Here is an 18,166-nt window from a genome sequence, read left to right on the forward strand (position 1 = left end):
AATTACAGCTTAATTCAAGGAACAGGCAAGATGCCTGTTCCACAAACAATAAAGAATTACAGCTTAATTCAAGGAACAGGCAAGATGCCTGTTCCACAAAGAATTACAGCTTAATTCAAGGAACAGGCAAGATGCCTGTTCCACAAACAATTAATTTTCCTGTGGGGAGTAGGGGTTGGGCATCCTGCCCGCCCTTGAAAGACTTATTAATAATGGTGCAAAATGTCAGTTAATCCATAGGTTTTGCACCATTCTCAAGCACTCTCAAACAGCGCCACTAATTTCTTGGCCTCTAAATCAACATTGTGTTGTTGAGCAACCCGTTCTGCTCCTGTTTTCCCCATTTGTTCTAGCTTTTCTAGAGGTGCTTCCAATACCGCGCGCATCGCTACGGCTAATGCTTCTGCGGAACCGGGAGGAACTAACCAACCGCAAACACCGGGTTCTACGAGCTCCGGGATGCCAGCAACATAGGTGCTAATTACGGGCCGATTGAGAGCGAGGGCTTCCATAATTACGACGGGCAAACCTTCGGCAAAACTCGGCAATACCATTGCCCGTGAAGCTAAAATCTCTTGCTGAACTCGATCGCCACTGGCCCAACCGGTAATTTCTATATGGTTTTGCAAACCAAGTTGCTGAATCTGCTGTTCAATATCCGATCGCAGCGGCCCGTCTCCTACGAGTACCAACTTAAACTCTAAGCCTTGAACTGCTAACTTGCTAGCAGCTTCTAGCAATAATAAATGACCTTTTTGTTCGCTGAGCCGGCCAATGCAAGCTAAGCGGGGTGCTGCGGGTATGGGGACGTAGGGTGCAGCTAAAAATGCAGCATCTACGCCGCAGTGTATGACGTGAATTTTTGACCAAAAAGTGCGATCGCACCACCGAAAAAGCTGACTTTTACCGAAGGAACTAACTGCTGCTACAAAGGTCGATCGTTTAATTTTTTCGTCTAAGGAAAGAAGTGTGGCTTTATCAAATTCTTCAGGCCCGTGAACGGTGAAACTGTAAGTCGGGCCGCCAAGCACGCGGCACAGCATTGCGACTGTTGTGGAATTTGTCCCGAAGTGAGCGTGAACGTGTGCTGTACCGGATTCTGCAAACCAATTTAAAAGAATGCAAGCTTCTGCTAAATAAGCTAGATGCAGCAAAATCCCCCGTTCCGAGTGCCAGCCAACTTTGAACATTAACCGCACAGCTTCGATGAATCGAATTGGTCTAGTTGCGGCAACGCGAAGCAAACCCCACGCTAACCCCTGTAAACCAACTCCTAAGATTACTTTAGTCGATTCTTGCTCTAGTTTGTCGGCTTCATCAACGAGTTCAGACTCGCAGGATCGGATCGAAAATCGTGCGACTTTCATGCCGCAATTTTCAACCGCTAGGACTTCTCTGCGGACAAAGCTGTGGCTGACTTTGGGATATTGGTTGACTAAATAAGCGATGTTCATGAACGGGGAGAAAATTTTATGGTAAAGCTTAGATTAGTTTAGCCTTTGGCTGCAATACGTGGGCAACAAATTTAGCTGATTTGTTGAGCTTATTTGAGCAGGGGCGGAGGGCGATCGCTTTTGGTGGGATGGGGGAAGTGACAGCGGGGCGATCGCTATTCCGGGGAGAGGAAATCAATTCACACATTTTACATTTTTAATACAATAGTCAGGACTGTTTTTAGGTAGTAGTCACAAACCTTTGATTTTCCCGCAAGCAGTTCGCTCGCCCTGAAAGCCTTTTTTTAGGGTTAGCAATCAAAAACTATCTCAAGTTTTTATATATGCAAACCACTCCCAATCAGGTTTAACAGCCCCCAGATTGCCTCAATAATTGGTAATTATTCAACCTGCAATTCCATCTAATTTCCTATTGTCACCTAAATTTTCCCGAAAATCACCAGCCCGAAAAATAATCGCCCAAATCCCCAAAAAACCAGCCACTCTCGCAACTCTCACAACTCCCCCAACACTCACCACCAAAGATTTTTCTGAAGCGACTTGCTCTGCATCTACCCAAGATGACAGCAAATAAGGTAAAGTAAACGGCACAAGAGTCTAGAACTCTCCAACTGCCGCAACTCGGCAAACCCGCCCCTGACCAGCAAAACTGGCCGATACAGGCGACATTAACCGCTAACCGTCAACCTCTAACAACCGACAAAAATGCAAACCTACTACTACGTTTTAGCCAGCCAACGCTTTTTGCTAGAAGAAGAAGCCCTAGATGAAGTGTTTAAAGAAAGAACTCGCAACTACAACGAACAAGAAAAACAAATAGACTTCTGGTTGGTCAAGCAGCCGGCTTTCCTAGAAGCACCGACAATGGCAGAAGTTAAAGCAAAATGCCCTCAGCCAGCCGCCGCTATTATTTCTACCGATCCTGTCTTCATCACCTGGTTGAAACTGCGATTAGAATATGTACTGACAGGTGAATTTCAAGCACCATCACCAACTATTCCTGATGCCCTTGCATCCCTACAGACAGCATGAATAAAAGAGCAAAATATCCGACAAAACAACTAACAACAATTAGGGGTAAATTGTACAAATTTATTTTGTCTCTCCCCCTATTTCCTGCTACTTCGATCGCCCTTTTGGTATTGACAATTTTATCGAGTTCTGTTAAAGCTCAGTCGAGCTGCCAACCGCCGCAGTCCGATGAATATCTACTGTTAATTGTCACCACAACACCCGAACAGCAAGAAAGAGCAAAACGCTCTTTCCCTGGAAATACTAACAACACAGTTTGTCGGTACATCAATGACACGGTGACGCGAGTTGGTGGCTTTCGCGACTCGCAAATCGCCAGCGATTGGGTTAAATACATCGAAGATGTTGTCGGATTGCAAGCTTACGTAGTACGATCGCCCGCAGCGGCACTACCCCAAAATTTGCCAGTCTACAACCCTCAGCCAGCACCAGGTTCAGAACCAATCACCAATTCTCCCAGTGGCAATCTTGCCTTCAATCCCCAACCCCTGGGCCCTGGTTATGCAGTGTTAGTAGATTACTTCAACCAACCGGAATTAGCCGCCCAAGTCAGGGAAGCATTAGGCACGCAAGTAGGCTTAGCTTCCTACGGCCAGCGTCCCTTTTTATTCGTCGCTTATACAACGGATCAAAACGCCGCTACTGCTGCTGTAAAAGCATTGAGCGATCGAGGTTTTTGGCCGATGTTAGTAGACAGCCGCCGAGTTACCGTAATTTCTCCCGCTGTTCGCTGAAAGCAAGAAGGAAGGCACTACACGGATGATAACACGGATACACGGATGAATTATCTAGTATTCATCATTCTTGACAAGGAAGAAGAAATAATAGCATTGTAGGGTGCGTCAGGTGAGTTTCTTAAACGATTATTGAGGGTTTAAATATCTGACGCACCTTACTAATTGTGACAATTGCTTAAGTTCTGACTAAATTTAATTAATAATTATTGTTGTTTTGGCTGTGGCTGATTGTTTTCGGGCTGACTTTCTGCCCGCTTTTTTGCTTCCATTGCGGCTCGGTAATCGGGTTTGTAGCGAATAGCTTTTTCATAGGAGGCGATCGCATCTTCGTATCTTTTTACCGCCACCAGTGCATTGCCGCGGCTGTACCAGGCTTCCGAGTAGTCAGGTTTGACATACACAGCTTCATTGTAAGATACTAGCGCATCTTCGTACCGCTTTAAATTGGACTGAGCATTTCCTCTATTGTACCACGCTTGATATTCTTTCGGGTTTAAATCTAAGGCTCTGCTGTAACACTCAATTGCTTGTTCGTACTTGCGTAATTCGTGGTAAGACCAACCTAAATTATACCACGCTTGATAATAATCCGGTTTTAATTTAACAGCTTTTTCGTAAGCTTCCACCGCTTCTTCATGCCTCCGCATTTTCAGCAAAGCGATGCCTTTACTGTACCACCCTTGATAAAACTTGGGCTGAAACCGCACGGCTTTTTCGTAGGCTTCAAAAGCTTCTTGGTTTTTGTTTAATTCTAGGAAGACATTGCCTAAATTGTACCAAGCTTCATAATTATCGAATTTGATTTCAACTGCTTTTTGATATGATTCAACGGCTCGATCGTACTGTTTTAATTTTTGGTGAGCTTGTCCCCGATTGTACCAGGCACGGTACAAATTGGGCTGAAATTTTACAGCTTTTTCGTAGGAAGTGATCGCCTCTTCGTACCGCTGCGAATCTAAGAGAACATCGCCTCTGCCTTCCCACGCTGCGGCATAGTCTGGCTGGATTTTCAAAGCGTTATCAAAAGATGCGATCGCCTCTTGAGACTGTTGCAACTTATCCAAAGCATAACCGCGTCCCGTCCAAGCTTCCAAGTATTCCGGCTTTAATTCTATGGCTTTATCATAAGCTGACTGCGATTCTCGATATTTTTTCAATTCATATAAAGTTTTGGCTTTTTCCTGCCACACTTCCGCGTAGTCAGGCCTGAGATTTATTGCTCGCTCATAAGCGGCCAGAGCTTCTTCAAATCGGCTTAAATTGTAAAGAGTATTGCCTCGGTTGTACAGGTCAGTTGCATTGGCCGCATTAAAAGTATTTACACCATAAATAGATGCTATAATACTGATGCCAATTAAACTGGCGATCGACAATATTTTTAAATACAGTTTTTTTCGGGATTTTAGCTGCCCCTTCGCAGCAGCAACCGGAGGCAATACAGGAACTGTACCGCTGAAAGAATTTTTCAATTCTTTAATAGCTTGCAGCGTTTCGCCGGCACTAGAATAACGTTGCCGAAAATCGTACTTTACCATCTTATCTAAAATAGTCGCAAATTCAGGACTGACTGATGTTTTGTCCTGCCAAATTATTTCCTCTGTCTCGGTATTTTTTGGCATTTGGTGAGGATTTATGCCAGTGAGGAACTGAATTGCGATCGCACCGACGGCATAGATATCGCTGCTGAGTTTCGGGTTGCCGTGAGCTTGTTCGCTGGGCATATAACCGGGAGTACCGATGCTGACACTCAAGCTATTCTTGGGCTGAGGATTGGTGATTTGAGTAGTAATTTCTTTGACTGCGCCGAAGTCAATTAAAACTAATTTTCCGTCTCTATCTCTGCGGAGGATATTGCGGGGATTGACATCGCGGTGAATCACATTTTGCTGGTGTACAAAGTCTAAAATTTCGAGAAGTTCCTGCAATATACAAATCACGGCATCTTCCTGCATGACTCCCGCAGTTCCTCCTTGGTAAGAGGAACCCCCCCCAGCCCCCCCTTGGTAAGGGGGGGAGCCAAGTCCAGCCCCCCCTTGATAAGGGGGGGAGCCAAGTCCAGCCCCCCCTTGGTAAGGGGGGGTTTGGGGGGGTATAATTTCTTGGCTTAAATCGTGACCTTCAATAAATTCTTGAACTAGGTAAAATTCTTGATTTTCTTCAAAGTAAGCAAAAAGTCGGGGAATGCGATCGTGATTTCCCAACTTGTACAAAACTTGTGCTTCAGTATCAAATAAACGTCTTGCTACCTGTAGAGTTTCCGGATCGGTTGCGTGAGGTTTAAGCTGCTTGACGACGCATAGGTGATTGCCTGGTAGCTGCTTATCTTCAGCTAAATAAGTTTGAGCAAATCCGCCGCCTCCCAAGTGACGGATAATACTGTAGCGATTGCTGAGTGTGATTCCAAGCATGAGATTTACCTAATATTCCTAGTCTTTTGGAGAATTAGCTTCCAACCAAGCTGTTAAATCTTCGGCATTAGAAAAATCTAACATGGCTTCTGCAAGATTCTCTAATTTGTCGATCGGCAATTGGCGAATGCGGCTTTCAATATCCGGGTTTATTTGACCTAAACGGCGACTTAGCAAACGCATAATTAACCCTACTTGTCCTTCTTGTCTGCCTTCTTGTCTGCCTTCTTCCCGACCTAAAGCCACTGAACCCTCTTGATCTTGAGCAAAAAACTCTTGCTGTTGTAATATGTTAAATTCCTCCTGTGTCAAACTAACTTGATTGGCAATTTCAAAAGCTTTCTGAATTTCCGGGACTGTGACCATTGTTTGAGGTACTTCATCCAAAGTGCCAGTAGTTTTGATAAAGTAAATCCACTTGTCGGTAAGAGTTTCCAGTCGATCCAATTCTTTCTTAAATTTTGGCAACTCTACAAATACTAACTCAATGTCATTTTGTAGATAATCAGACAAGCGAGTTCTTTCTTTGAAGACAAAATGCGAAATCACATCTTGCTCGCCGCGAAACATTTCAAAATCAGTGATAGTCAAAGCAATCACAGGTCGCAATTGCTTGTATAGTTCTCCCCTTGTTAATTGGAGTGCATAGGTTTTTGCTGCATTGTACAAAACTCGCTTGCCAAAGGCCTGTACCTTCAAAACTTGCATTTCGATAATCACGTATGTGCCGTCATTAAGTAGCGCTTTGACATCTAAGTAGCTGTTTTTTACTCCCGCTATTTGAGGGCCAAGATAAGGGTCAAGGATTTCTAAACTTTCAATTATCGATCGCCCTTCATAGAGTATGGCATTCAAAAAACTAATCAGAATGTCTGTACTCTGGGCGGAGCCAAATATTTTCTTGAAGGCAAAATCAATTTTGGGATTGATAAATCTCATGTTATTTTTCTCCTTCGACATTTGTACTTAACACGGCTGCCAACCTTACTGTGACAGTCTGTTTGCTTTCTTTCTTGTTCCCTCCCCGAACTCGCGGGGAGGGTTAGGGTGGGGTTCTAGATTTTTTCGGACATTAAGATGCTCCCACTATAACTTAACTTCAAACGGCTTTCAAAATCTCGTCATCAACTGAAAAATCTATCTCAGCTTTGCCCCGCCCCGAAACTACATAATCATTCTGAAAAGAATCTTTTAAGCCAGAAACTAAGTCAAATTCCGGCTGCCAGTTAAGCTCGGTGACAGCTTTATTAACTGAAGCAAAAAAGTGCTGCAATCTCATCGGAAAAGCTTTCTTTTTGCCGAAGTCAAATTGTTTGGGATCGTAGTGTACAATCTTAATAGCATCAGGGGATTTACCTGCTGCTTGAATGCAGGCGCGGGCTAAACCGTCAAAGGTGACAAATCGATCGCCCGAAACGTTGTAAATTTGCCCGATCGCCCTTTCGTTGCCCAAAACCGCCGCCATTGCTTTAGCCAAATCCTGACAGTGCCCCAACTGCGTGAAGTGCATTCCGTTACCGGGAATCGGAATCGGTCGATCGCGCACAATGCGATCGAAAAACCAAGCCTCTAAATCGTTATAATTTTGAGGGCCGTAAATGTAAGTCGGGCGAATCGAAGTCCAAGGCAAACCGGACTCTGCCAAGTAATTTTCGGTTTCGCACTTACCCAAATGCCGGCTTTTAGGATCGGTAGCGTCCCCTTCAATATGAGGCATTTGATCCGACTTCAAATAAACCCCCGCAGAGCTCATGTAAACAAAGTGCTGCACCCGCCCTTTAAATATTTCAGCTAAAGGCTTTGTATCGCTGAGTTCGCGGCCGTTGTTGTCAAAAACCGCGTCAAACTCGACCGTCGATAACTTTTCTTTTAGTTGTTCGACATTTGTGCGATCGCCCTGAATCTGTTTCACGCCCGAAACCGGTACAGGCTTGTTGCCCCGGTTAAACAACACCACTTCATGCCCTTGTGCTGCTAAAATCTTAGTAAGATAAACCCCAATAAACCGAGTACCGCCCATCATTAAAATTCGCATTAATTTCGATGCTCCTTACAGTTAGTGTAAATATCTTACAATAAAGTTATGCCCTAGCTTTACTCAAATAGCAATTACGCGTAAACACCAGAGAAACCGGGTTTTTCACCAGTATCAAAGACTCAAATCCAGTATTTTCGTAAAAAACCCGGTTTCTGCCGACCGGACGATCGAATTGTGCGTGAAGCGAAGCTATCCCGCAGGGAATCGCTCAAAATAAACATACTTTCAATTCGCCTAAAATAGACCTATGCAAGTTCCCCGGCTGCATCCAGAAACAATCGAAGAAGTCAAACAAAGAGCCGACATAGTAGACGTTATTTCCGGTCGCGTCGTCTTGCGGAAACGCGGGAAAGAATTCGTAGGTTTGTGTCCCTTTCACGACGAAAAATCTCCCAGCTTTACTGTCAGTCCCGGCAAACAAATGTATTATTGTTTCGGCTGCGGTGCAGGCGGCAATGCTTTTAAGTTTCTCATGGAATTGGAGAAACGCCCTTTCAGCGAAGTAGTATTAGAATTAGCTAAAAATTATCAAGTCCCCGTCAAAACAGTCGAACCGGAACACCGACAAGAATTGCAGCGGCAAATTTCTCTGCGGGAACAACTCTATGAAATCTCAGCACTAACAGCCAACTTTTACGAACACGCTTTGCGACAAACTCAAGGAGAAGAACCCTTAGCATATCTCAAATCAGAGCGCCAGCTAAGCGAAGAAACTATCCAACAATTTCAATTAGGTTATGCACCCCAAGGTTGGGAAGCACTTTACAGTTATTTAGTAGAACAGAAAAACTATCCGGCGCAATTAGTAGAACAAGCTGGATTAATTGTACCCCGAAAAAATGGCGGCAGCGGTTATTACGATCGCTTCCGCAATCGCATTATGATTCCCATTCGCGATACCCAAGGCAGAGTCATCGGTTTCGGCGGCAGAGCTCTCGGCGACGAACAGCCGAAATACCTCAATTCTCCCGAAACAGAACTGTTCGACAAAGGCAAAACTTTATTCGCCTTAGATACAGCCAAAACAGCCATTAGCAAAGCCGATCGCGCAGTGGTTGTAGAGGGGTACTTTGATGCGATCGCACTTCAAGCAGCCGGCATCTCCAACGCCGTCGCTTCCCTGGGAACAGCCTTAAGTTTAAACCAAGTGCGGCAGTTATTGCGCTACACTGACTCCAAACAAATTATCCTTAACTTCGACGCCGACAAAGCAGGAACTCAAGCAGCAGAACGCGCGATTGGGGAAATAGAAAAACTCGCTTATCAAGGAGAAGTCCAACTGCGGGTGCTCAACATTCCCGACGGCAAAGATGCCGACGAATACCTCAAAACATACTCCCCAGAACAATATCGAGAATTGCTCGAAAATGCTCCATTGTGGCTCGACTGGCAATTGCAACAAATGCTCGTAAATCAAGATTTGAAGCAAGCCGATACTTCCCAGCAAGTCACAAAAAAAATTATTAATTTATTAACTAACATCACTGACGACAATCAGCTAGCACATTACCTGCAAAAGTGCGCCGAAATTCTCAGCAAAGGAGATTTTAGACTCACAAAAATGATTGCTGAAAACTTGCTCAATCAAGTAGTCAGCGATTGGGCTAAGCGCCAGAGTCAAGACGAATCTTTGACAATGCCCCTGTTAATTAGAAACAAGCTGAAGCCGAACAAACAATATAAAAAGCAGCGTGCAAGCGGCGAAAACCAAAGCTCAAAATCAAGCTTATCTGCCGTAGCCCGCAGTCTTTTAGAAGAAGCAGAAGCGCAATTATTGCAGATTTATTTGCACTGTCCCGAATACCGCCAAGATGTCAGAGAAGCAATAGAAGCTAGAGACGTGCAGTTTAGCCTTTCTCACCACAGATTTTTGTGGCACCAGATTGTGAATGCAGAAATATTGCACAAAATGTCTTTACAAGTAGCGCCTTCAGAGTTAATATTGAAATTACAAGATAGCTTCATTGAATATCCCAATCAACTCAATCAAATCTCGCATTTATTTCACTTGAATGAGTTCTCAGAAAGAAATGTTTATCGCGCACCTCTAGTAATTAGATCGGCCCTCGCCTGTATCGAGCAAATTATCAGCATGAAGCGCCGCCGGATTGCACTCAATATGTGGGAAAAAGCCAAGGCCGCTAGCAGTGGCGAAGAGGCTATAGAATATCACCAACTATTCTGTGCCGAACAAGAATGGCTCAAGGAATTAGAGCGGCTGCGTCAAGTTAATTTTTACGATTTAACATCCGTGCCTTGGGGCTAATACCCTTTTAGATTTTAGATTTTAGATTTTAGATTGGAGATTGGAGATTGGAGATGACTCGTTCGATATAGGTGGGAAGCTAGGGCTGTTTCGGGGCAACCACGGGGAGTAGGGGTCGGATTGCCCCTACCGAAAAGCAGGGTTTTGTAGGGGCGGTGCCAAGAGTGCCCGCCCAGCCCATAGACGAGCGGGTAGGGGTTTCAGATATCGGGGCAACCACGGGGAGTAGGGGTCGGATTGCCCCTACAAGAGAATGAAACAGCCCTGGGTTTGAAGCTTGCGTGCGGTTACATTTTTTTAAACTGATATAAGGAATAAAGTCCCTACTAAGAACCCGTTTGTACTAAGGACTTTATTACTTTATTCAACGACCCTTTTAATAATCGCAAAAAAGAGTTTCGCGAGTATCTCTACCTGTCACGGGATTAGTACCTTTTGCCACTTTACAAAGTTTTTCTATCATATCGTCTCGCAGCAGTGTCTCAGTAAAATCTGCACCGTCAATGATAGCTCCTTCCAGCCTGGTATTGTAAGCGAAAGCACCCTCAAGGATAGCATTAGTTAAATTCGCTTTCATCATGCGAGCTAAATCTAAAGTAGCACCCGTGAAATTAGCGCCTTCTAAATTTGCTTCTTCCATATTGGCCGCAAAAAAGCTGACGCCCCGCAAATCTGCATTAGTAAAATTGCTGTTGCGAAGATTGGCTTTATTAAAGCTGTCGTCAGTCAGAACTTGGCCAGTAAAATCAGCGCCGACTAGGATTTCTTTGTCGTGATCCAAAGCGAAAGCAGGTGCGGGATTAATGCCGATCGCCCCAGCGGCAATTACTGCTAAAATAACAAAACTCAGCAAGAAAGTATAAATATGTTGGCGAATTCGAGAAATCATCATACAAGTTCAAGCTAATGAGCAGTCGTGACAGTTCTGAATTGAATTCTACCAGAAAGCGCGTCAAGCGTAGCTATCCCGTAGGGAATCGCCCGCTTGCCACCGCTGACTCCAATTCCCCCCAATCTCCAAACTCTAGGGATATCGGCACATTGGGAGAAAACTTAGTCGCCGAGTGGTTGCAGCAGCAAGGTTGGGAAATCCTGCACCGCCAGTGGCACTGTCGCTGGGGAGAGATTGACATCATCGCACTCGGAAGAGATGAAGAAAGCGCAAAAAACCGAAGTCTTCCCAATCACACATCCCAAACATTAGCATTTGTAGAGGTGAAAACTCGCCGCCGGGGAAATTGGGATGCGGGTGGAATGTTGGCTATTAATACCACAAAACAAGCCAAACTTTGGCAAACAGCCGAAATATTTTTAAGCACCCATCCAGATTTAGCCAATAATTATTGTCGCTTTGATGTCGCTTTAGTCAGGTGCGAACCTTCACAACAAAACACTAAGCAAATCTTACCACCATTAACAGCAGCGAACTCTCAATCCCCCGTTGCAGGTAACTACCGACTCACCCTGCAAGAATACATTCGATCGGCTTTTAGCATTTAAAAATATATAATAATTAAAATTTAGAGGGTAAAATCTCAAACCAATGCCCCTAGGTCATTTTTAATTGTTAACTTGCCTAGGCTGTCGCGCAGTTCTCTCTTAAGCTTTAACGGAGCTGAAAAAAGCGTTAAATCTTCTCCCGCTTTCCCCTTCTCTCCCTCTCCTGTTCTGTCATCACAGTTAATGTATATGCGTAGCAATCTAGGCCAGAGTTTCCGGGCAATATCCCAGACCCTTGACAAACTGCTGGCGAAACGCTTCAATTTCTTTGCGGTCAGGGCTGCCGTGACAAACCACGGCCACCTGGTAGCGGCGCATCACGCTCAGTGGCGACTGTCCGGTTTCCAAACTCCAAAGCGCCATTTGCAAGCGAATTTCAGGATCGTAAGGAATCCCGAGTTCGTTCATAAAAGCCCGAAAATCCCCGTGCATTTCGGGAGTTAAGTATTGGCTCATTTTCACCTTTACCACCCAGCCGTCAATTTGGTGAATAACAGTGATAAATTGCAAGGGAAGATGATGAGCCGTGCGTAGGTAATCCACGACTCTCAGAGTAAGGCTAGTATTGGCGATGTAGTAGAGGTATTCCATAACGATCCTTATGAGCAAAGCTGATGCTATACCTCTATCCTCGCGGGGTATACCCGCCACCACAAGGGGAAAAGCACCCGACTTTGGATGGGGGTTTTTACCCAATTTGTTACCCAGTTGACAGATCGATCGCACAGGAATTCACTTGATGACAGAGATGGACTGGTCTTTGGACGGCTACGACTACGAACTTCCGCCCTCGCGCATTGCCCAAAATCCCGTAGTGCCGAGGGACAGTTCTCGCTTGCTGGCTGTAGATTCTCCTAGCAGCCAGCAACACCGGATTTTTAGGGATTTACCCGATTTGCTGCAACCGGGCGACTTGCTGGTACTGAACAACACCCGCGTGCTGCCAGCGAGGCTCTACGGGCACAAACCCAACGGCCCGGCTGTGGAGATATTATTGATGGAAGAACGGCAGCACAACTGTTGGCTGGCTTTGGTTAAACCGGGGAAACGCTTAAAGTTGGGAGCAAAAATTGAGTTTGATCCCATCGCCCCTGCCTGTGAGGACTCTACCACAGCTCCTTGCTGTTGCCGAACCGATGCCACGATGCCCCCCCATCGTCGTCGATTGACTGCAACAGTTATAGAGAGGGACGACGCCACAGGGGGACGGCTGTTGGAGTTTGACATCCCCACAGATGAGAATCTGGTGAAGTTTTTGGACGAATACGGCCACATACCCCTGCCGCCCTACATCGAAAATTCCCAAGCTTCAGCGGAACAGTACCAGACTGTTTATGCCGATCGGCTTGGGGCGGTGGCGGCCCCCACAGCAGGCCTGCACTTCACCGAAGAATTGTTCAGCCGCTTGGAACAGCGGGGAATAGAAAAAACTTTTGTCACCCTACACGTCGGAGTAGGGACGTTTCGCCCGGTGGAGGTGACAGACGTGACGGCTCACAAAATGCACGGCGAATGGGTGGAAGTACCCGCCGCCACCGTTGAGAAAATCCGGGAAACTCAAGCCCGAGGCGGGCGGATCATTGCCGTGGGTACCACAGCAGTGCGAGCTTTAGAGGGAGCCGCCGCCGCGAGTGGCGATTTTTCCTTGCAACCTTTTTGCGGCCAGACTAATTTGTTTATCTACCCTGGTTACAAGTGGCGGGTTGTAGAGGGGATGATTACCAATTTTCACTTGCCCCGCTCTACTTTGATGATGATGGTGAGTGCGATGATTGGAAGGCCTCGGCTGTTGGATTTGTACCGAGAAGCGATCGAGCATCAGTACCGCTTTTATTCCTTTGGCGATGCCATGCTGATTTTACCAGCAGCAAAAAAGGATTGATCGATCGGGCATCGGGTTCGCCCCATGCCCGGTATGCCGTTTCTATTCTTCCTCCTCTTCTTCATTGCCGGGATACACGAAGCTGTTGGAACGTCCAGTCAGAACAGATTTGCCCAGAGACAGAGCTTTCTGAGCTGCCACGACAGCTTTGCGCTTCCATGTGGCCTTACGCATATTCTTCTTGGATTTGGAGGTTTTCTTCTTAGGGACTGCCATGACGCTAAATACTTTCTGCTTATATAGACAAACAAACATTCTAGCCGATTTTGTCGGCAATGCTTACTCAAAAAACGGCAATAACTGCTCACCAACCAATATCAAGTAGTAAGGTGCGTCAGCGATTAGCTTCTGGAAAAATAGACAAAATCCCCTAGATCACGCACCCGCAGCAGCTAAAGTTCGTGAAAGTGGTAGATCACGACGCCAGTTACTGCATCGTTCTCGATACTCACATAATCCGTTTTGAGCAGTGCCGTGAAAGCCTCTTCCACTTCGGCAAAAGTAGCGCCGGTTGCCATCACCCCTTGGGTGACAGATAATCTTCCGTTCTTGGTATAAGCTGCCTTCAGGAGTTTAACCCCTAACTGATCTGGAGTTTGCTTGGAATATGTCGCGGCGATCGCCCCGTTGCTGGGATATAGCGGTATACCTTCGCGAGATACGCCGAGTTTGCCCCTGAGACTGGCATTGTGTTCGTCCACCATGTTCGGCAGCAGCAGCAAGTCAAACAATTGCCCAAACCCAAACAAACCAAAGGTAAACAGCCACAGCAAACCCGTACCAATCTTGCCGTTGTAGAGGCGGTGGAGTCCGAAGGGGCCGAAAAAACAAGCTGCCCATAAAAGGTAACTAACACCTAAATTGCTCATTTTCTGACCGTCCTGCCTGGTTATTCTAAGAATTGGAGTCCTTTTATCCATTTTGTACTTTCTATCTGGTGTTTGAACAGTTTGACACCAGCAGATATTTGTGCATAGTCCGAAGTTATTGGTTATTTACTACCAATTCCCCAATTCCCCATGCCCTAGGCCCCATGCCCCATGCCCCATGCCCATGCCCATGAGTAATTTTGCGTAGCAATTCTTAACGCCAGCAACATATTTTCGCGGGCGAGAGCTTGGTAAACTGGAGGGCGTGGAAATTACAGCAGCTTAGACCTGGATTCCACACGGAGCGCCAAACCAAGCGCGCCGCCAGCGCTGGCCGGACATACACGAGCGCGATCGCCCGCAGTACCCGACAATGGAAACAAGCGAGTAGTTATAAGCAGAAATCCAATAAACATATGGTAGATTCCCTCAAAAAACCCACTTTTGAAGAACTGCGGCCGGGAGTGAAAGCCCCAGCCAAAGAAACTATTCTCACGCCGAGATTTTACACAACAGATTTTGACGAGATGGCCAAAATGGACATCTCGGTAAACGAAGCCGAACTAGAAGCAATTATCCAAGAGTTCCGCGTTGACTACAACAAAAACCACTTCGTGCGGGATGAGGAGTTCGCTCAATCTTGGGATCACATTGACGGCGAAAAACGCCAGTTGTTCATTGAGTTTCTAGAACGTTCATGCACCGCTGAGTTTTCTGGGTTCTTGCTTTACAAAGAATTGGGACGCAGGCTCAAAGACAAAAATCCAGTGCTCGCCGAGGGTTTCAACCTGATGTCCCGCGACGAAGCGCGGCACGCCGGATTCCTCAACAAAGCGCTGTCCGACTTTAATTTGTCCCTGGATTTGGGTTTCTTGACAAAGAGCCGCAGTTACACATTCTTTAAGCCGAAGTTTATTTTCTACGCGACTTACTTGTCTGAAAAGATTGGTTATTGGCGCTACATCACGATTTACCAGCACTTAAAAGCCCATCCTGAAGACCAGATTTATCCGATTTTCCGATTCTTTGAAAATTGGTGCCAGGATGAAAACCGCCACGGAGATTTCTTCGATGCGGTGATGAGAGCTCAGCCTCAGATGTTGAACGATTGGCGCGCTAAGCTGTGGTGCCGTTTCTTCTTGCTGTCGGTGTTCGCGACAATGTATCTCAATGATATCCAGCGTGCGGGTTTTTATCGATCGCTCGGTCTAGATGCTCGCGAATACGACATCGAAGTCATCAAAAAGACCAACGAAACAGCAGGCCGCGTATTCCCCGTCATGCTGGACGTGAACAATCCAGAATTTTATGAACGGCTGGATATTTGCCTCAAGAACAATCAGCAGTTGACAGCAATTGTTGCTTCTAATACTCCGAAATTCTTGCAATTCTTCCAAAAATTGCCTTTGTACTTGTCGAACGGCTGGCAGTTGTTGAAGCTGTACTTCATGAAAACAATTGAATCACCTTCAGTACAGGGCGCTGTGCGTTAAGTTTTGATTTTTCATCCTCTGTGACGGCGGTTCTGCGGCAAGCAGAGCCGCTTTTTTTAGGTATAATGTTAGATTAGTTTTGATGCTCGATCGTGCGATCGAGTTTCAAATTCAAGCGAAATTTATGAAGGAGTTAATTGTGAGATGAAGGGTGAGTAATATGATATCGGGAAGACGCAACTCTTTTGTAGACTACAAAGCAGATGGACACAACTGGATAACTTTGATGACAGGAGAATACTATCCAGATATCTTACAAGAGGCTTGCCAACTTTACGAACCAGTTTTAGTAATGTTTGGGCAATTACTCAGGACTTCTGAATCATCAGTGCGCCTATTTATACAGATTTCTGAGGTTCCTAGCACATGGATGCGAGTTCAACTTCTCAGGGTGTTTCGCAAGTATGTTAGCCCTGAGATTCCAGTTGAAATGCTCAGAAGGAAAAAAAAGACAGCGGATATTTGCAATCAGTTTGGATCTCGTTTTAGGTCTGTTCAAGAAGTTCAAGCTGCATACATGACTCGTCCTATTCCTGACGAGGCAATGTCCGCTTTGTTGTGGGAATACAAAAGTCGTGGCAACAAAGGATACGACCTAACTGAAAGGTTTTTTTCCTTATTCCGCTTACATTTTCCATACTTGGCAATCCGAGGGCCAGAGCGAGCCGGAAAAGATATCCTGATGGGAAATGTCTTCGCAAACTATTCCAACCCGAAACGCCCAGTTGATTTTGCAATCTACGATATTAATGAAAATGAATTGCTGGCAATAGGATTAGCACGATATGATTCAGATAGAGGTGGTGCACAAGAAGACGATCGAACAGGCGGTTATCGTAGCTGTGCTGATGAAATCCTCAGTTACGCACAAAATCACAATTTAAGAACTAAGGTAATTTTTTTGAATGATGGGCCTGGTCTTTTACTCGGTTCAATGTGGGATGACTACGCAGATATTGAAAATAGTTGGCCAGATCAGATTATGGTATTGACACTGCGTATGGTTCCAGACCGAATTACAGTGGAATGGCTGCGTTATTAAAAATAGGAGTGAGAATGGCTACTGGTATTTCAAAAAAACAATCGAAAGATCAAGCTACATCCAATCTTAATGAAAGTAAATTAAACAATAGCTTGGATGCGTGTTTTTTATATCCGGGAAAACAGCCTGCTAGTGAAGTTTTAGGCACTAAGAAAGCTAAATGTGTAAAATTGTGGGCTAACAATGAACAGCCAAGTGGGCTGGATGAAAACCGTATATACTATGGTGATAACTTGCCCATTTTAGCAAATTTACTTCAAGATAACTCTGTTCAAGGTAAAGTAAAATTAATTTACATAGATCCGCCTTTTGCAACGAAAACTATATTTAAATCGCGATCTCAGACTGATGCTTATTCTGACTTATTAGCAGGTAACAGCTATATTGAATTTATTCGTCAGAGGTTGATACTATTGAGAGAGTTATTAGCTGATGACGGCTCAATATATGTCCATCTTGATGATAAAATGGCATTTTATATCAAGGTGATTATGGATGAAATTTTTGGTCAACGCAATTTTAGAAATTGGATTACTCGCAAAAAATGTAATCCAAAGAACTACACAAAAAAGACTTACGGCAATGTTTCAGATTTTATCCTGTTTTATAGTAAATCAGATACTTATGTCTGGAATCGTCCTGTTGAAGAATGGACAGATAAGCGCGCCAACAAAGAATATGAATACATTGAAAAGGAAACTGGACGGCGATATAAAAAGGTTCCGATTCATGCGCCTGGAGTGCGAAATGGCGAAACTGGAAAGTCTTGGCGAGGGATGAATCCGCCACCGGGAAAGCATTGGCAATTTCCACCTCAAACACTAGATGAAATGGATGCTAGAGGGGAAATATATTGGTCTGCAACAGGAAATCCCCGTCGCAAGATATATTTGGATAGCAGTAGCGGGATTCCCGTACAAGATATTTGGCTAGAGTTTCGCGATGCTCACAATCAGAATATTAAAATTACAGGTTATCCAACTGAGAAAAACCGCGATTTACTTAGTCGAATTATTCGAGCTTCATCAAATCCTGATGATTTAGTGCTCGATTGCTTTGCTGGTTCTGGTACGACTTTGAGTGTGGCTTCGGAGTTTGGGAGGAGATGGATAGGAATTGATAATAGTTCTGAGGCGATCGCAACTACTTTGCGCCGTTTTGCTAAGGGTTGCGAACGAATGGGCGATTTTGTCAGCCAGCAAACATCGCTACACCAGAATCCATCGGATGACGAGTCTCGCCAATTATCGCTTTTTAACTTAGATGAATCTATATTTCAAGCTGAGTCTCCCTTAGAAAAAAGCGAGATGATTAATAACTTTGATCTTTATGCAACTGATTCGTTTGCTGGGGAACTAGAAGATATTGTGAGGCAATGGAGAGAATGGCAGTAGCAGCGGACAATAAAACTCACAAAAAGCATTCCGCCACATCGCAAAAATTGG

General features: G+C 45.1%; 18 protein-coding genes. 8 read left to right on the forward strand and 10 right to left on the reverse strand.

Translation table 11 applies throughout. From position 1 onward, the window contains the following. Positions 1–254 precede the first annotated feature (254 nt). The 3 genes from QT973_RS00620 to QT973_RS00630 all read right to left on the reverse strand — a co-directional run bounded on the left by QT973_RS00620 (position 255) and on the right by QT973_RS00630 (position 2,045). Positions 255–1,454 carry a glycosyltransferase gene (locus tag QT973_RS00620; protein WP_333260691.1) on the reverse strand — a complete coding sequence of 400 codons (1,200 nt, stop codon included), beginning with the start codon at positions 1,452–1,454 and terminating at the stop codon, positions 255–257. A 28-nt stretch (positions 1,455–1,482) separates the two neighbouring features. Further along, positions 1,483–1,641 carry a hypothetical protein gene (locus QT973_RS00625; RefSeq protein WP_333207664.1) on the reverse strand — a complete coding sequence of 53 codons (159 nt, stop codon included), beginning with the start codon at positions 1,639–1,641 and terminating at the stop codon, positions 1,483–1,485. A gap of 197 nt (positions 1,642–1,838) precedes the next feature. Beyond that, positions 1,839–2,045 carry a hypothetical protein gene (locus tag QT973_RS00630; protein WP_333057195.1) on the reverse strand — a complete coding sequence of 69 codons (207 nt, stop codon included), beginning with the start codon at positions 2,043–2,045 and terminating at the stop codon, positions 1,839–1,841. Positions 2,046–2,159: 114 nt separating this feature from the next. On the opposite strand from QT973_RS00630, the gene QT973_RS00635 reads away from it, so the two are divergent. Both QT973_RS00635 and QT973_RS00640 read left to right on the forward strand, forming a co-directional pair. Further along, a complete protein-coding gene (locus QT973_RS00635) occupies positions 2,160–2,486 on the forward strand; it encodes an MgPME-cyclase complex family protein (protein WP_172192102.1) in 327 nt (108 codons plus the stop codon). Then, positions 2,483–3,220, forward strand: coding sequence for a hypothetical protein (locus QT973_RS00640; RefSeq protein WP_333390295.1), 738 nt, complete (start codon positions 2,483–2,485; stop codon positions 3,218–3,220). Before QT973_RS00635 ends, QT973_RS00640 begins: the two co-directional genes overlap by 4 nt. 206 nt (positions 3,221–3,426) lie before the next feature. Here the strand turns inward: QT973_RS00640 and QT973_RS00645 are convergent, their stop codons facing one another. From QT973_RS00645 to QT973_RS00655, 3 genes are all read right to left on the reverse strand, one after another. Then, the gene (locus QT973_RS00645) at positions 3,427–5,631 is read right to left on the reverse strand and encodes a tetratricopeptide repeat protein (protein WP_333390298.1); all 2,205 of its coding nucleotides are present in this window, start codon (positions 5,629–5,631) and stop codon (positions 3,427–3,429) included. 18 nt (positions 5,632–5,649) lie between these two features. After that, a complete protein-coding gene (locus tag QT973_RS00650) occupies positions 5,650–6,570 on the reverse strand; it encodes an Rpn family recombination-promoting nuclease/putative transposase (protein WP_333057191.1) in 921 nt (306 codons plus the stop codon). 160 nt (positions 6,571–6,730) lie between these two features. After that, positions 6,731–7,666 carry an NAD-dependent epimerase/dehydratase family protein gene (locus QT973_RS00655; protein WP_333207661.1) on the reverse strand — a complete coding sequence of 312 codons (936 nt, stop codon included), beginning with the start codon at positions 7,664–7,666 and terminating at the stop codon, positions 6,731–6,733. Positions 7,667–7,916: 250 nt separating this feature from the next. Here QT973_RS00655 and dnaG point away from each other — a divergent pair, with 250 nt between their 5' ends. Next, positions 7,917–9,935, forward strand: coding sequence for a DNA primase (gene dnaG / locus QT973_RS00660; protein WP_333057188.1), 2,019 nt, complete (start codon positions 7,917–7,919; stop codon positions 9,933–9,935). Positions 9,936–10,311: 376 nt separating this feature from the next. On the opposite strand, the gene QT973_RS00665 is transcribed toward dnaG, so the two are convergent. Continuing rightward, positions 10,312–10,827, reverse strand: a complete 516-nt coding sequence (locus QT973_RS00665) for a pentapeptide repeat-containing protein (RefSeq protein WP_333042425.1) — start codon at positions 10,825–10,827, stop codon at positions 10,312–10,314. A gap of 14 nt (positions 10,828–10,841) precedes the next feature. On the opposite strand from QT973_RS00665, the gene QT973_RS00670 reads away from it, so the two are divergent. Continuing rightward, positions 10,842–11,435 carry a YraN family protein gene (locus QT973_RS00670; protein ID WP_333057187.1) on the forward strand — a complete coding sequence of 198 codons (594 nt, stop codon included), beginning with the start codon at positions 10,842–10,844 and terminating at the stop codon, positions 11,433–11,435. A gap of 201 nt (positions 11,436–11,636) precedes the next feature. Here QT973_RS00670 and QT973_RS00675 read toward each other — a convergent pair whose 3' ends face one another. Further along, on the reverse strand, positions 11,637–12,026 hold the full coding sequence (locus QT973_RS00675) for a hypothetical protein (protein ID WP_006632408.1): 390 nt from the start codon (positions 12,024–12,026) through the stop codon (positions 11,637–11,639). Between the two features lie 148 nt (positions 12,027–12,174). Between QT973_RS00675 and queA the strand changes: the two genes are divergently transcribed. Beyond that, entirely contained in the window at positions 12,175–13,317 is a 1,143-nt protein-coding gene (gene queA, locus QT973_RS00680) for a tRNA preQ1(34) S-adenosylmethionine ribosyltransferase-isomerase QueA (protein ID WP_333390302.1), read from the forward strand. A gap of 42 nt (positions 13,318–13,359) precedes the next feature. Here the strand turns inward: queA and rpmF are convergent, their stop codons facing one another. Both rpmF and QT973_RS00690 read right to left on the reverse strand, forming a co-directional pair. Next, positions 13,360–13,533, reverse strand: a complete 174-nt coding sequence (rpmF, locus tag QT973_RS00685; protein ID WP_006632406.1) for a 50S ribosomal protein L32 — start codon at positions 13,531–13,533, stop codon at positions 13,360–13,362. Positions 13,534–13,709: 176 nt separating this feature from the next. Beyond that, a complete protein-coding gene (locus QT973_RS00690) occupies positions 13,710–14,186 on the reverse strand; it encodes a TM2 domain-containing protein (protein ID WP_333057184.1) in 477 nt (158 codons plus the stop codon). A gap of 416 nt (positions 14,187–14,602) precedes the next feature. Between QT973_RS00690 and acsF the strand changes: the two genes are divergently transcribed. The 3 genes from acsF to QT973_RS00705 all read left to right on the forward strand — a co-directional run bounded on the left by acsF (position 14,603) and on the right by QT973_RS00705 (position 18,115). After that, on the forward strand, positions 14,603–15,679 hold the full coding sequence (acsF, locus tag QT973_RS00695; protein WP_333057206.1) for a magnesium-protoporphyrin IX monomethyl ester (oxidative) cyclase: 1,077 nt from the start codon (positions 14,603–14,605) through the stop codon (positions 15,677–15,679). A gap of 160 nt (positions 15,680–15,839) precedes the next feature. Then, entirely contained in the window at positions 15,840–16,721 is an 882-nt protein-coding gene (locus QT973_RS00700) for a hypothetical protein (protein WP_333057205.1), read from the forward strand. Continuing rightward, positions 16,706–18,115, forward strand: a complete 1,410-nt coding sequence (locus tag QT973_RS00705) for a site-specific DNA-methyltransferase (RefSeq protein ID WP_333057183.1) — start codon at positions 16,706–16,708, stop codon at positions 18,113–18,115. Before QT973_RS00700 ends, QT973_RS00705 begins: the two co-directional genes overlap by 16 nt. The last annotated feature ends 51 nt before the right edge of the window (positions 18,116–18,166 follow it).

The sequence above is a fragment of the Microcoleus sp. Z1_A1 genome, assembly GCF_036700305.1.
Classification (GTDB): domain Bacteria; phylum Cyanobacteriota; class Cyanobacteriia; order Cyanobacteriales; family Microcoleaceae; genus Microcoleus.

Bases quoted from the DNA above. Each gene is read 5' to 3' on its own strand.
- QT973_RS00620 (WP_333260691.1), bottom strand. From the start codon at position 1,454: ATGAACATCGCTTATTTAGTCAACCAATATCCCAAAGTCAGCCACAGC.
- QT973_RS00625 (WP_333207664.1), bottom strand. From the start codon at position 1,641: ATGTGTGAATTGATTTCCTCTCCCCGGAATAGCGATCGCCCCGCTGTC.
- QT973_RS00635 (WP_172192102.1), top strand. From the start codon at position 2,160: ATGCAAACCTACTACTACGTTTTAGCCAGCCAACGCTTTTTGCTAGAA.
- QT973_RS00640 (WP_333390295.1), top strand. From the start codon at position 2,483: ATGAATAAAAGAGCAAAATATCCGACAAAACAACTAACAACAATTAGG.
- QT973_RS00645 (WP_333390298.1), bottom strand. From the start codon at position 5,631: ATGCTTGGAATCACACTCAGCAATCGCTACAGTATTATCCGTCACTTG.
- QT973_RS00650 (WP_333057191.1), bottom strand. From the start codon at position 6,570: ATGAGATTTATCAATCCCAAAATTGATTTTGCCTTCAAGAAAATATTT.
- QT973_RS00655 (WP_333207661.1), bottom strand. From the start codon at position 7,666: ATGCGAATTTTAATGATGGGCGGTACTCGGTTTATTGGGGTTTATCTT.
- dnaG (WP_333057188.1), top strand. From the start codon at position 7,917: ATGCAAGTTCCCCGGCTGCATCCAGAAACAATCGAAGAAGTCAAACAA.
- QT973_RS00665 (WP_333042425.1), bottom strand. From the start codon at position 10,827: ATGATGATTTCTCGAATTCGCCAACATATTTATACTTTCTTGCTGAGT.
- QT973_RS00670 (WP_333057187.1), top strand. From the start codon at position 10,842: ATGAGCAGTCGTGACAGTTCTGAATTGAATTCTACCAGAAAGCGCGTC.
- QT973_RS00675 (WP_006632408.1), bottom strand. From the start codon at position 12,026: ATGGAATACCTCTACTACATCGCCAATACTAGCCTTACTCTGAGAGTC.
- queA (WP_333390302.1), top strand. From the start codon at position 12,175: ATGACAGAGATGGACTGGTCTTTGGACGGCTACGACTACGAACTTCCG.
- rpmF (WP_006632406.1), bottom strand. From the start codon at position 13,533: ATGGCAGTCCCTAAGAAGAAAACCTCCAAATCCAAGAAGAATATGCGT.
- QT973_RS00690 (WP_333057184.1), bottom strand. From the start codon at position 14,186: ATGAGCAATTTAGGTGTTAGTTACCTTTTATGGGCAGCTTGTTTTTTC.
- acsF (WP_333057206.1), top strand. From the start codon at position 14,603: ATGGTAGATTCCCTCAAAAAACCCACTTTTGAAGAACTGCGGCCGGGA.
- QT973_RS00700 (WP_333057205.1), top strand. From the start codon at position 15,840: ATGATATCGGGAAGACGCAACTCTTTTGTAGACTACAAAGCAGATGGA.
- QT973_RS00705 (WP_333057183.1), top strand. From the start codon at position 16,706: ATGGCTGCGTTATTAAAAATAGGAGTGAGAATGGCTACTGGTATTTCA.